Annotated in this window: 12 protein-coding genes; 8 read left to right on the top strand and 4 right to left on the bottom strand. The window is 61.1% G+C overall.

The window, feature by feature from the left end; all coding sequences use genetic code 11:
- Positions 1–10: 10 nt before the first annotated feature.
- The 3 genes from epmA to infA form a co-directional block, all read right to left on the bottom strand.
- On the bottom strand, positions 11–922 hold the full coding sequence (gene epmA / locus H7688_RS00115) for an EF-P lysine aminoacylase EpmA (RefSeq protein ID WP_183358987.1): 912 nt from the start codon (positions 920–922) through the stop codon (positions 11–13).
- 2 nt (positions 923–924) lie between these two features.
- Positions 925–1,488 carry an elongation factor P gene (gene efp / locus H7688_RS00110; RefSeq protein WP_183354752.1) on the bottom strand — a complete coding sequence of 188 codons (564 nt, stop codon included), beginning with the start codon at positions 1,486–1,488 and terminating at the stop codon, positions 925–927.
- A gap of 151 nt (positions 1,489–1,639) precedes the next feature.
- The gene (gene infA, locus H7688_RS00105; protein WP_012530490.1) at positions 1,640–1,858 is read right to left on the bottom strand and encodes a translation initiation factor IF-1; all 219 of its coding nucleotides are present in this window, start codon (positions 1,856–1,858) and stop codon (positions 1,640–1,642) included.
- A 184-nt stretch (positions 1,859–2,042) separates the two neighbouring features.
- Here infA and H7688_RS00100 point away from each other — a divergent pair, with 184 nt between their 5' ends.
- From H7688_RS00100 to H7688_RS00075, 6 genes are all read left to right on the top strand, one after another.
- A complete protein-coding gene (locus tag H7688_RS00100) occupies positions 2,043–2,438 on the top strand; it encodes a hypothetical protein (RefSeq protein WP_183358986.1) in 396 nt (131 codons plus the stop codon).
- A complete protein-coding gene (rlmD, locus tag H7688_RS00095; RefSeq protein ID WP_183358985.1) occupies positions 2,431–3,747 on the top strand; it encodes a 23S rRNA (uracil(1939)-C(5))-methyltransferase RlmD in 1,317 nt (438 codons plus the stop codon). Before H7688_RS00100 ends, rlmD begins: the two co-directional genes overlap by 8 nt.
- Positions 3,748–3,785: 38 nt before the next feature.
- A complete protein-coding gene (locus tag H7688_RS00090; protein WP_183358984.1) occupies positions 3,786–4,841 on the top strand; it encodes a tetratricopeptide repeat protein in 1,056 nt (351 codons plus the stop codon).
- Between the two features lie 25 nt (positions 4,842–4,866).
- Positions 4,867–5,142: an HU family DNA-binding protein gene (locus tag H7688_RS00085; RefSeq protein WP_183354756.1), complete on the top strand. Its 276-nt coding sequence runs from the start codon at positions 4,867–4,869 to the stop codon at positions 5,140–5,142.
- Positions 5,143–5,276: 134 nt separating this feature from the next.
- Positions 5,277–6,962, top strand: coding sequence for a Na/Pi cotransporter family protein (locus H7688_RS00080; protein ID WP_246329699.1), 1,686 nt, complete (start codon positions 5,277–5,279; stop codon positions 6,960–6,962).
- Complete coding sequence (locus tag H7688_RS00075; protein ID WP_183358983.1) at positions 6,937–7,839, top strand: Ppx/GppA phosphatase family protein; 903 nt, start codon at positions 6,937–6,939, stop codon at positions 7,837–7,839. The genes H7688_RS00080 and H7688_RS00075 overlap by 26 nt, the downstream gene beginning before the upstream one ends.
- Positions 7,840–7,960: 121 nt before the next feature.
- Here the strand turns inward: H7688_RS00075 and H7688_RS00070 are convergent, their stop codons facing one another.
- The gene (locus H7688_RS00070) at positions 7,961–9,517 is read right to left on the bottom strand and encodes a bacteriohemerythrin (protein ID WP_183358982.1); all 1,557 of its coding nucleotides are present in this window, start codon (positions 9,515–9,517) and stop codon (positions 7,961–7,963) included.
- Between the two features lie 572 nt (positions 9,518–10,089).
- Between H7688_RS00070 and H7688_RS00065 the strand changes: the two genes are divergently transcribed.
- Both H7688_RS00065 and H7688_RS00060 read left to right on the top strand, forming a co-directional pair.
- Positions 10,090–11,541, top strand: a complete 1,452-nt coding sequence (locus H7688_RS00065; RefSeq protein ID WP_183358981.1) for an ammonia-forming cytochrome c nitrite reductase subunit c552 — start codon at positions 10,090–10,092, stop codon at positions 11,539–11,541.
- Positions 11,542–11,863: 322 nt separating this feature from the next.
- On the top strand, positions 11,864–12,871 hold the full coding sequence (locus tag H7688_RS00060; protein WP_183358980.1) for a methyltransferase: 1,008 nt from the start codon (positions 11,864–11,866) through the stop codon (positions 12,869–12,871).
- Positions 12,872–12,876: the final 5 nt, after the last annotated feature.

Here is a 12,876-nt window from a genome sequence, read left to right as displayed (position 1 = left end):
CGGGGGGCGTTTAGAGTTCTTCGGTGGTGAAGGCGACCACTTCGTCGATGCTCTCGGCATCCAGGAGTACCATGACCAGGCGGTCCAGACCGAGGGCGATCCCGGCCGAGTCGGGGAGGTCTTTGAGGGCGTCCAGGAACTTGTCGGCCGTAGGGTAGGGGAGTTTACCGTTTTGTGCCCGCTCGGCTGCCTCCTGAAGGAAGCGGGCCCGCTGCTCCACCGGGTCGCTGAGCTCCGAGAAGGCGTTGGCGATCTCAAGCCCTCCCAGGTAGAGTTCGAACCGCTCGGCGACTGCGGGATTTTCCGGCTTCAGGCGCGCCAGCGCACCACAAGGTGCGGGGTAGTCGTAGAGGAAGCTGGGACGATGTATCCCGAGGTTCGGCTCGATCTGTTCGACCATCAGGTCGTCGAAGCTCCCCGCGGCCAGAGCCGCCTCGGGGGTGGTCGCGGTCCAGCGAGCGAACGCCTCGGCTACCGTCAGACGCTCGGCGGGCAGGCTGAGATCGATCCGGCAATCGCGGTACAGGATGCAGTCGCTACCGGCCGCCGCCCGCAGGAGTTCCTCGGTTTCCTCCATGAGCCCCAGGTAGTCGGTGCCGGCCCGGTACCACTCCAGCATGGTGAACTCGGAGAGGTGGCGCACCCCGCGCTCGCCATCGCGCCAGCAGCGGCAGATCTGGAAGATCCGCTGATAGCCGGCCGCCAAGAGCCGCTTCATGCAGAGTTCGGGGGAGGTGTGCAGGAACCACCCTGAGGCGGGGATGGCGTCGATGTTGGCCTCGGGTGCGGGCGCAGGAATGCGAAAAGGGGTCTCGACTTCGAGATACCCCTTTCCCCTGAAAAATGCCCGGATGCTGTCGAAAATGGCCCCTCTCCGCTCCAGCGCCGAACGCCGGCGGGAGAGGGCCCAGTTCCCTGCCATGATTACCCCTTGACCCTGGTGGAGTACTCGCCGGTACGGGTGTCGATGACGATCAGTTCGCCCTCCTCGATGAAGGGGGGAACGCGCAGCACGTAGCCGGTTTCCACGGTGGCCGGCTTGGAGTCACTGCCGGAGGTGTCGCCCTTGACCCACGGCAGGGTCTCGGTGACGCGCAGGTTGACGAAGTTGGGAACCTCGACGCCGATCGCCTTCTCCCTGAACAGCAGCACGTCGACCGGCAGGTTGTCGATCAGGTAGTTCTTGGCGTCGCCCATGGCGTCCTCGGAAACGTGCACCTGCTCGAAGGTGGTGTTGTCCATGAAGCAGTAGTGGTCGTCCTCCTTGTAGAGGTACTGCATCTTGCGGTCCTCGAGGTGGGCCGGTTCGAAGGTTTCGCCCGAGCGGTAGGTGCGCTCCAGGGTCGTGCCGGTCATCATGTTCTTCATCTTGGTGCGGTACAGCGCCTGACCCTTGCCCGGCTTGGCGAAGTCGAAGTGGGTGATGATGTACGGCTCGTTGTCGATGGTGATCTTGAGCCCTTTCCTGAGGTCTGCTGCAGTGTACATGGAGATTCCTTCTGATGCAGTTATAGTGAGAATTTACAAATATTTAGCTCGCCGCGTGCCTGAGCGCAACTCACCCCTGGTTCCCGTGACCTTTGATAGAGACGGGTTCAGATGGGGGAGTGGCTGGTTGCGCCGGGACTGCCTGGGCGGGTTACTTCGCGCGATAGGTGATGCGGCCGCGGCTGAGGTCGTAGGGGGACAGTTCGACGGTGACCTTGTCGCCGGGCAGGATTTTGATGAAAAACTTGCGCATCTTGCCGGAGATGTGTGCCAGCACCATGTGGTCGTTTTCCAGCTTTACTTTGAACATCGCGTTGGGCAGCGGCTCGATTACCGTGCCTTCAACTTCAATTGCTTCTTCCTTGCTCATTTGCACTCCTGGCTGGTTGGTAGCAGCTATTTTTAACAATCTGTGACTTTACAAATATTTCCAGAAAAAAGCAAGCTGGTTTTCACTCATAGGCTCCTTTTGCCGGTTCAAAGCTATTCTATTTACAGGATAGGCGCAACATGCTAAAAATAGCGTCGATTTTTCGAAGGAGTTACCCCGCACCATGAACAGTATCGTCAGGGAACTGGCACTGGACAACGGTCTTACCGTCCGCTTCAGTGACGCCAGCCGCCGCTATTTCGGAGATTATCACCAGGTACGGGTGGAGGTGACCTGCGAGGTCCCGCTCACCGCCCAACTGTTCGACGATCCCGCCGCCTTCGAGGCCGCCCGCAAACTCCTGGGCGCCTCGGTTTCTTACCGTAAGCTCGTGGAGCACCAGGGTGTGCCCACACTCTTGGTGGCAGACCAGGTGGAAAAGGTCATTCAGCATTTCATCGAACACTCCCTTGGTTACTTCTCCTCGGAGAACTTCCCCCGCCGTCTGGTGCAGTCCGAGCTGAATCGGCTCAAGTCCCGCTCCCGGTCCTTTGCGATCCCCATGCATATCAATGGCTGAGGCCGAAATCGTTATCGATAAGCTGAGCTACGGCGGGTCCGGATTCGGTCGGCTGGCGGGAAAGGCCTGTTTTGTCCCCTACACAGCTCCCGGTGACCGGGTGCGCGTGCGGCTTGTCAAGGAGAAGCGCTCCTTCGTCGAGGGAGAACTCCTCGAGGTTGTCGAGCCCTCACCCGCGCGGATCGCCGCCCGCTGCCCCATCTTCGGTCGCTGCGGTGGCTGCGATTGGCAGTTTCTCCCCTATGTCGAACAGCTGGCCCAGAAGGGGGCAATCTTTTCTGAGACCCTGCAGCGTATCGGCCGGGTGCCGGCCGAGGCGATCCTTCCGGTCAGCGCTTCGCCCAGTGAGTACGGGTACCGCTCGCGGATCCAGCTCAAGGTGGCCCACCTCAAGGACAGAATACTTCTGGGCTTTTTCCAGGCAGGTTCGCACCGGGTGGTCGATGCCGCTTGTGGCTGCCATATTTCCGATCCCCTCCTGAACCGGATGGCGGACCAGTTCCGGGCTGTGGTCGGCAGGCTTCCCAAGGGGCGCACGCTTTCCCAGATCGACCTCTCCATCGGGGCCGACGGTGAGAGCATCGCCGTTTTGCACGTGGAGCCGGCCGCCGCAGCTTCCCTAAAAGAGGCGTTCTACGCGCGACGCGACCAGCTCTCCGCGGTCGGCGGGCTCTTTCTGCGCAGTGGCGCGAAGGCCCGCATCGATAAGGTGTTCGGGATCGATTCGCTTGCCTACCGGGTACCGGCAGATTTTCTCCCCGGAGCCCCGGAACTCACGCTGCGCTTTGGCAGGGGTGGCTTTTCCCAGGTGAACTACCCCCAGAACCTGGAACTGATCGCCGCGGTGCACCGTTTCGCCCAACTCACCGGCCAGGAGCGGGTGCTCGACCTTTATTGCGGTAACGGCAACATCTCGCTGCCGCTCTCCCGCTATGCGGCATCCGTCCTGGGTGTCGAGGGGTATGCCCCCTCCATCGACGACGCCCGTGCCAACGCCGCGTCCAACGGCATCGCCAACGCGCAGTTCGAGGTTGGTGACGTGGCACGGGTGGTGGCGCGGCTCTCCGAAGCGGAAGAGCGCTTCGACCTGGTGATCCTGGATCCGCCCAGGAGCGGTGCCGAGGCTGCCGGAGAGATTGCCCGGCTCGCCGCACTCCGGATCGTCTACGTTTCCTGCGATCCGCCGACCCTGGCCCGGGACCTGGCCCTCTTGACCGAGCGCGGCTACCGGGTGGTCGCCTCGCAACCGGTCGACATGTTCCCGCAGACGTACCATCTCGAAAGCGTCACCTTACTCGAATTGCTCTAGCCTTTGCTATAACTACTACATTTCACAGGAGACCCCGCATGTCGTTTTTCAGCAAACTGTTCAAGAAGGACCGTGACCACAACTACTACCTGGCCCAAGGGGACAAGTACTTCGCCGCCGAACGCTACGCCGATGCGCGCGTCGAGTACCAGGAGGCCCAAGCCTGCTGTCCGTCGGATGCCGTCGAGGACGTGAAGCGAATTGCGGACGGGCTGGCCCGGGCCGGGAATCGGTTGGGTGAGCTGAACCTGGAGGAGGGGAACCATGCCGCCAATGCCGGGGACCTGCAGAAGGCGGCCGATCATCTCTCTCTGGTGCTCGAACTCGCCGCCGACCCGGCCTTGCGCTCCCGCGCCACCAGCGCACTGCGCGAACTGAACCAGCCCAAAGCTGCCTCGGCTGCCGCAGCCAAGGCGCCTGCCGCGCACGCTCACGGGCACGGTCACAAGAGCTCCTGCGGCTCCTGCAGCGATTCCGGGAAGCACCACCAGGCACCGGTCGAGGTGAACACCGACGACGTGCACGAGGACGATCGCTTCACCCTGCTCGTGCAGCCGTTGCCGGGGGATCTGCCGGAGCGCTACTGTGCCATGGGTCATGAATTTGCCAAAGCCTACCTTCTCATTCATGAAGGCGACGACGCGGCTGCGTTCCCCATTCTCAAAGAAATGTTGTTATCTTCCGAAAATGACATTGTAATCTACGAATTGGCACTTATACTGTACAGGGGCGGTCACGCTCATGAGTGCGAGGAACTACTGAAACGGGGACTCAACATTAACCCGGACAACGCCACCCTGTACCTTGCACTGATGCATCTTAAGTGCGATTTCGGTCTCTATGGCGAGGCAATCGAGATCGTGACCCGGATGCAACAACGCGACCTCCTCCCGGACCAAGCCCAGTTTATTCTGGGCGAGCTGCACCAGGCGTCCGGCGACAACGCGGCTGCCCTGGAAGCCTGGTCCAAGGCATTGCAATTCAAGTCCGTAGCCAAGTCCGCAGCGGAGCAGCTGGTGCCACTGCTGGCGAGCCAAGGACGTGACGCCGAAGCAAAATTCCTGGCCAAACAGTACTTGAAGGGGTGTTGCTGAGGCATACTAACCGGAGGAAAGGACCATGAACAAATCGGAACTCATCGAGTCGCTTGCCGCCAAGAAGGCCCTCTCTTTCAAGAAAGCTGAAGAGGTCGTTAACGCAGTGTTTTCATCGATGACCGATGCCCTGCTATCCGGCGATAGGATAGAAATCAGGGGGTTCGGGAGTTTTGTCGTCAAGGAGTATGACGCCTACACCGGGAGAAACCCGAAGACGGGGGAATCCATCGCGGTGAAGGCGAAAAAGCTCCCCTTCTTCAAAGTCGGTAAGGAGCTGAAGGAGAAGGTATCAGGATAACATCGGGTTAAGGTTGAGGTTGAGGTTGAGTAAAACCCGCCAGAGTGGGATACTTCGACCTGGTTACCGACGCAGTCTCAGCCTTGCGGGAGCTTTTTCTCGACCTCAACCTTAACCTCGACCTGCTTCTCATCATGCCTACCTCATGGTCCTACATCTCACAGGCGCTCGGCGGTCTGGCCCTGTTCATCCTCGGCATGCGCACCATGTCCGAAGGGTTGCAGAAGGTCAGCGGCGAGCGCCTTCGGCGCATCCTGGAAAAAGGGACCGGTAACCGCTTCACCGCCCCCCTCATCGGAAGTTGCCTCTCCTCGCTGTTGCAGTCCGGTTCTGCGGCCTCGGTCCTCGTGATCGGCTTCGTCAATGCCGGGCTCCTCTCGCTCTACCAAGCCCTGGGGGTTCTCCTGGGGACCGGCATCGGTACCACCCTCGCCATCCAGTTCATCGCCTTTCGGGTCGCTGCTTTCGCGCTTCCTGCCATCGCGCTCGGCGTGGTGTTCAGCTTCTTCTCGCGCAGCCGCCGTCTGGCCAAGCTCGGGGGCTTGCTGCTCGGCGCCGGCCTGGTCTTTTTCGGCTTGTCGCTCCTGGAGGAGGCCTGTCTGCCACTGGGGGAGAGCGCCATCTTCGGGATCCTGCACCAGCAACTGCTGTCCGCACGGCTCACCGCGGTCTTACTGGGGGCACTCATCACCTTCGTGGTGCAGTCCGGCGGTGCCACCATCGGCATCGTGATCGCCCTCGCGGCCGGGGGCGCGCTGCACTACGACGCCGCCGTTGCCATGGTGGTCGGCGAGGTGGCCGGTGCCTCGCTCATTCCGCTCATCGCCTCCGTGGGGGGGACCCCTACCGCCAAACGCACCGTCATCTTCTACTTCGGCATCAACGCCGCGGCCATCGCCCTGGCGCTCGCCTTTTTCCCCTGGTTCCTGAAGGCGGTCGATTACTGTTCCCCCGGTGACCTTACTGCGCTGCACCAGGGGGCTGCGCACCCGCTTATCCCGGAGTTGCGCCCCTCTATCGCGAGGCACCTGGCAAACGCCCACACCATCTTCACCCTGGCCTGCGCGCTGGTTTTCCTGCCACTGATCGGTGTGTTCACCCGCTCGGCCGAAACGCTCCTGCCGACCAGGCGTTCGGAGAGCGAGGCACGGCCGCGCTTCATCGACAACCGGGTCCTGAAAACCCCGATCATCGCCCTGGCCCAGGCCTGGAACGAGTTGGAGCGCATGCTGGAGATCGCCTGCACCATGTACCGGGAACTGGTGGTGCTTTTCGAGAATTTCGATCCCAAACAGGCCGCTGCCGTGCGTGAAAAGGAAGTCGTGCTCGATATCCTGCACCGCGACATGTCGCATTTTCTTATCGCCCTCTCCCGGGAGACCCTGGCCGTGGAACGTGCCGTGGAGATCCCCAGCATGCTGCAACTGGTCAACGACCTGGAACTGATCGGCGACCAGTGCGAGCTGCTGCTCAACTACCTGATCCGTAAGAAGGAGGAGCGGCTAACCTACTCGACTGCCGCCATGGATGAGCTCAAACAGCTGGCCGGCAAGGTGGAGACTTTGCTGGAGCTGGCCGCACGGCTTTTCCGGGGGGAGTCCGACGAAGACCTTTCTCCCTTCAAGGTTGAATTGGCCAGGCTCGAGGAAGAGCTCAACAAGAGCCACCTGAAGCGTCTGAAGAGCGGCAAGTGCAGCATCGTCGCCGGGCTCCTGTTCGGCGACATGATCGCCTCGTTCGGCAAGATCGCCCAGCTCAGTTTCACCATCATCGCTCACAAAAGAGGAATCACCCATGAAGCATCCGGTCGCGTCCATTGACCTGGGGACCAACACCGCACGCCTTTTGATCGCAAATCTCGAACCTTTCCAGCAGATCCTGTTGAAGCGTACCATCACCCGTTTGGGTGGAGGCTTCACCCGCGAGCACGGACTCTCCGCCGAGGCTGTGCAGCGCAGCCTTGCGGCGCTTGCGGAATTTGCCGGGGACATGAAGCGACACGGCGTCGAGCGCCTGCGCGCGGTAGCCACCAGCGCGGTGCGTGACGCGGCAAACGGTGCCGAGTTCTGCACCCGGGTCAAAGCCGAAACCGGCATTGAACTGGAGGTGATCGACGGTCACCAGGAGGCGCTCTTCACCCTGGTCGGCGTGTCCAGCATCCTTACCGACAAGGCCCGTGACCTCGCGGTCTTCGACATCGGCGGTGGTAGTACCGAGTACACCCTGGCCCGTGGCAGCTCCCCGCTTTTCAGCCGCAGCCTGCCGCTTGGCGTGGTGCGACTTACCGAGGGGAAGGGCGACCTGGCCCTGATGCAGGATAAGATCGTGCGGGAATTGTCTCGGCTTAAGCGCGACCTCGAGGAGTGCCACCTGCTGGATGACTTTGCGCGCTCCGCCCTGGTGGGGACCGCCGGCACGGCGACGAGCCTCGCTGCAATCCAACTCAAGATGACCGACTACGACTATCGCAAGGTAAACAACTGCGTGGTGACGAACGCCCAGGTGCAGGAGATTTTCCAGCGCCTGCTGCCGCTCACGCCCGCCCAGCGTCTCCAGGTCGTCGGATTGGAGCCGGGACGCGAGGACCTCATCATCGCAGGTACGCTGGTGGTTCTGGAGACCATGCGGATCTTCGGGTTCCAGACCTTGACCGTTAGTGACGCCGGGCTTTTGGAAGGGCTTTTGCTGGAGAGCTGAGTGCGGGAATAGTTGCCTGGCAGAGTCCTGTTCAGGAAGTGCCGTGCATGGTAGGGAAGGGTGTCATGCTACGAAAAGGGAAGGGGGCTGCCGTAAAATCCGGCAGCCCCCTCTTTTGTTGTTACCTGATGCCGTGCCTGTTCAGGTGTGGGCCGTAACGCTTGTCGGTCCCCTTGATGTGGTTCACCAGCCAGTCCTGCAGGAAGGTGATCACGTCCTGGGTGAGCACGGTCTCGCCCGAGCTGAACCTGCCGATCAGCTCGACCACCTGGTTTACCAGGTCCTTGTGGATCTTTTTGTGCTGGGTCTCTTCGGGGTAGCCGGTCTTGGCGAACATGGCTTCCTCGGCGGCGAAGTGGTTCACCGTGTAGTCCGCCAGGCCGTTCAGGATCTTGCCGATCGCCTCCTTGCTGCGCTTTTGCTGCATGGCGTCGTGCAGGTCGTTGACCATGCGGAACAGGGTCTTGTGTTCCTCGTCCATGGAACGCACTCCCGTCGAGAAGCTCTCGTCCCATTCCATGGCGCGTGCCAGCCGGAAGTGCCCCACCAGGGCATGCAGGCTGTCCACCTGTTCGGCGAGCTTGTGGGTAGCTACAGTGGTGTCGCGGGCGCTCGCCACGTTGCGGGCGACGACGTCGGTGATCATCTGGATGTTGTTGGTGATCTCGTGGGTGGTTGCCGTCTGCTCTTCCGCGGCCGTGGCCACCTGGCTGATCTGCATGGTGAGTTCGTTAATCTGCTGGTGGATAACCGCGAGTGCCTCGCCGGAGCGGTTCGCCTCGGTAGTCCCGCGCTCCACCTCGCTTACCCCTTCGGCCATGGAGCCGACTGCTGCCTGGGTCTCGGACTGGATGCTACGGATCATGGTAGCGATCTCCTTGGTCGCCTTGGTGGTCCGTTCCGCAAGGGCGCGCACCTCGTCGGCAACCACGGCAAAACCGCGTCCCTGTTCGCCGGCACGGGCCGCCTCGATCGCCGCGTTCAGGGCAAGGAGGTTGGTCTGGTCGGCGATGTCCTCGATGGTGCTGACGATGGCCCCGATCTGGTCCGAGCGCTCTCCCAGCCCCAGCACCGTTTTGGATGACTCGTTGACTCGCTGGGCGATGTGCCCCATGAGCACGCTGCTGTTTTGTACCAGCCCCTCGCCCTCCTCGGTCTGCGTGGTGACCTTCTGGGCGTTCTCTGCTGCGTAGAGACAGTTTCGGGCGATGTCGCTCGAGGTGGCCGACATCTCTTCGCTGGCCGTTGCGATGCTCCCTGCCTGCATGGCAACCTCTTCGGCGGCACAGGCCATGGTGTCCGTAGTCGATTGCACCAGCACCACCGAGTCGCGCACCAGGTCCGCTACCGAGAAGAACTGGCGCATTGCCTTGTTCATGTCCTCCATCATCGAGTTGAAAGCCTGGGCGAGCCTGCCGAACTCGCCGTCGCCGACGACCTTGGCGCGCACCGACAGGTCGCCGCTGGCGGCCTCCTCCAAGGCCCGGACCATGTTCTGCAGGGGGTGAAAGGCACGGTAGGAGAGGACACCCAGTACCGCCGAGGTGAACGAGATGACCAGGATCCCGATGATCAGGTGGGCCCAGAAACTGCCGCCTGGGCCAGTCAGTGCAATTGTGGTGACGGCCAGGAACGTGCTGATGATGTTGCCGAGAACGATGCGTGCGGTGAATGACATGATTTACTCCATTTTCGGCCAGAGGGGCTGCGTAAGAATTTGTAAGCCTATTTGAAACCTTTGGTAAGTTTTTTCTTTTAATTTCCGGTAACTTCCAATACTGCTACCGTTTCAGCTCTTCTCGGAAAGGGGGACGTAAACTTTAGCGAAAATTCCCATAATACTTAGCGCTTAGCCAAATAGGGGGGCGTTGCGCTGCCAAGTGCCCGAGGTTTAATAGTTTTCATGGTAGCCTGCTCCATCGGAAGACCTTGTGAAGCGGAGGGTCGAGTGAAGGGAAACGTTGCGACGACCGGAAACTTCGCGACCTTCTGGAATTCACTTCGCCAGATGGTACACTACGACTGGTAGCTTCCTTTCCCGCGGCACCCGACACTCTCTGTGCAAAAACCACGTACCTATCAAGATTCGCTGTTCTGACAACCGGTGGTTTTTTGACTTCCGTCAAGGTGTTAAGCTTTAGCGGCTGTTAAGGTGCGGCAGCCATTGTGAGGCTGCTGTGCGCTTCTCCTGTCAGGCGAAGCGGCGCTTATGAGATATTCAATCGACATCAACTGAAAGGGGGTATCAACATGCAGAGGAAGAACCTGAAGCGTTGTGCTGCTGTTGTCCTGGTGGCTGCCGCGGCAATCTGGTCGGGCTGCACCCAGCACAAGGTGGAACCGATGAAATCCTCGGAAATTGCCGACGGAGCCATCGATCCTGCGGAGTGGGGCAAGGTCTATCCGGAGCAGTACAAGCTCTGGAAACAGACGGGAGAACCGACGCCGGCCGGCAAGAGCAAGTACAAGCGCGGTTACGATGTGGGCGAGGGGCGTCGCGACAAGCTCGACGAGTACCCGTTCCTGGCGCTTTTGTACAACGGCTGGGGGTTCGGCTCCGAGTACAAGGAACCGCGCGGCCACTACTTCATGGTCCAGGACCAGCTTGAGGTTGATCCCGGCAGGATCAAGGCCGGCGGTTCCTGTCTGACCTGCAAGACCCCGTACGCACCGGCGCTGCACAAGCAGATGGGTGCCGCCTACTTTCCGACCCCGTACAAAGAGGTGCTGGCACGGCTTCCCAAGGACCAGCAGACCCTCGGTGTCGCCTGCGTCGACTGCCACGACAACCGCACCATGGCCCTTAAGATCTCCCGCGAATTCACCCTGGGGCGCGCACTGAAAGATATCGGCTTCGACGTGAAGACCATGGACCGCCAGCAGGGTCGCAGCCTGGTCTGCGCCCAGTGCCACGTCACCTACGTGATCCCCAAGGATGCCGAAATGCACTCCACCGACGTTTACTTCCCGTGGCAGGGGAGCCAGGTGGGGCATATCACCGTCGAGAACATCATCAAGCAGATCAAGAGTTCCCCGGCCAACGGCGAGTGGAAACAGAGCGTCACCGGCTTCAAACTCGGCTTCATCCGCCACCCGGAGTACGAACTCTTCTCCAACGACAGCCCGCACTGGCTCGCTGGCGTGAGCTGCGCCGATTGCCACATGCCGACCGTCACCGAGAACGGCAAGAAGGTCTCCGACCACCGGATCATGAGTCCGCTTAAGAGCGACCTGAAGGCCTGCGCCGCGTGCCACACCGAGAGCCCCGAGGCGCTGCGTGCCAAGGTGTACACCATCCAGGATGACACCATGACCATCTACCTGAAGGCCGGCTACGCAACCGCCACCGACGCGAAGCTCTTCGAGATGGCCAACAAGCTCGAGGCTGCCGGGACCAAGATCGACAAGTCGCTCTACGCCCAGGCCCGTGAGAACTACGAGCAGGCCTTCTACCGCGTGGTCTTCATCGGTGCCGAGAACTCCATCGGCTTCCACAACCCGAAGGAAACCATGAGGGTCCTCAACGACGCGACCCGCTTCGCAGCAGCAGCCGAAGTCCAGGTACGCCAGCTCCTGGCGCAGGCCGGCCGCCCGGCACCCGAGAAGGTGGACCTGGAACTCACCAAGTACACCAACCAGCGCGGGAGCAAGAAACTGATGTTCAACCCCGAGCACGAGATCAAGGCGCCGGTCGCTCACTAGCCGGTACCGCAATAACGACATTGCCCCGGAGATCGATGCTGTTCTCCGGGGCTTTTCTTTGCCCTGGATACGATGTGTGAAGGGTTTCTCTGCAACAGTTCGAGAAACAGCCGCTGTCTTGACTTGGGAAGCCTTCAGGTTAGACTTCAGCGGTCGTTACAACAATACCTGGTGAAATGATAGTCAAAGAAGGAGTACCATAAGAAGTGCCACTTGATCCATATCCGTGCCTGTTGCTGTGCTGCCTGATTCAGTAGGGGCACGAGATCGCTCAGCTTGCACGGCAAATCTCTTTTGTAATGTCGGGAAAAAGGAGGCCCCCTTGGAACAGGGATCCTGGAATATCGCTAGACTTCTGGAACTCTCCGGCAGCTACTGGAGTACCTGTGCTCTGCACGCCGGGGTCAAACTGCAGGTCTTTACCCCTCTGGCTGCCCAGCCGATGACGGCCGCCGAACTTGGCGGCAAACTCGAGCTGGACCCGCGCGGGCTCGCCATGCTGCTCGACGCCTTGAGCGCCTTGGGGCTTTTGGACAAAAGCGGCGACCGGTACGTGGCCACCCCCTTCACAGCACAGTTTCTCAATCGGGACTCTGCCGACTACCTCGGCCACATCATCATGCACCACCATCACCTGATGGACAGCTGGATTCAGCTCGACCAGGCGGTGCGCCGCGGGGAGCCGGTTCGGGAGCGCGTCTCGCACGGGGATGTTGCCGAACAGCGCGAGAGCTTCCTGATGGGGATGTTCAACCTGGGCATGCAGATGGCGCCCAAGATCGTGCCGAACCTCGACCTTGCCGGCCGGCGCCGCCTGCTCGATCTGGGAGGCGGTCCTGGCACCTATGCGATCCACTTCTGCCAGGAGAACCCGGACTTGAGCGCGGTGATCTGCGATCTCCCGACTACCCGGGAGTTTGCCGAGCAGACCGTGGAGCGTTTCGGCCTGGCCGGACGGATCAGTTTCGTCAGCAGGGATTTCGAAACTGACGAGCTCCCGGCCGGGTTCGACGTCGCCTGGCTTTCCCACATCCTGCATAGCATGGGGCCCGAGGAGTGCGCTGCCCTGTTGCGCAAGGTAATGCGGGCCCTGGACCCTGGAGGACTCATCCTGGTACAGGAGTTTGTCCTGGACGACGCCAAGGATGCCCCGGTTTTCCCGGCGCTCTTCTCGCTCAACATGCTGGTGGGCACGGCCGGGGGGCAATCCTACAGCGAAGGGGAACTGGTCTCCTTGCTCGAGGCTGCCGGTGCCCGTGAGGTGCGGCGCATTCCCCTGCAGCTACCCAACGGCTCGGGCATTATCGCGGGAGTGGCACCCAACTCGTGATACAC

The sequence above is a fragment of the Geomonas limicola genome (assembly GCF_014193675.1).
Lineage (GTDB): Bacteria > Desulfobacterota > Desulfuromonadia > Geobacterales > Geobacteraceae > Geomonas > Geomonas limicola.
Note: the sequence above shows the minus strand (reverse complement) of the source record. Positions and strands in the feature narration are given on the sequence as shown.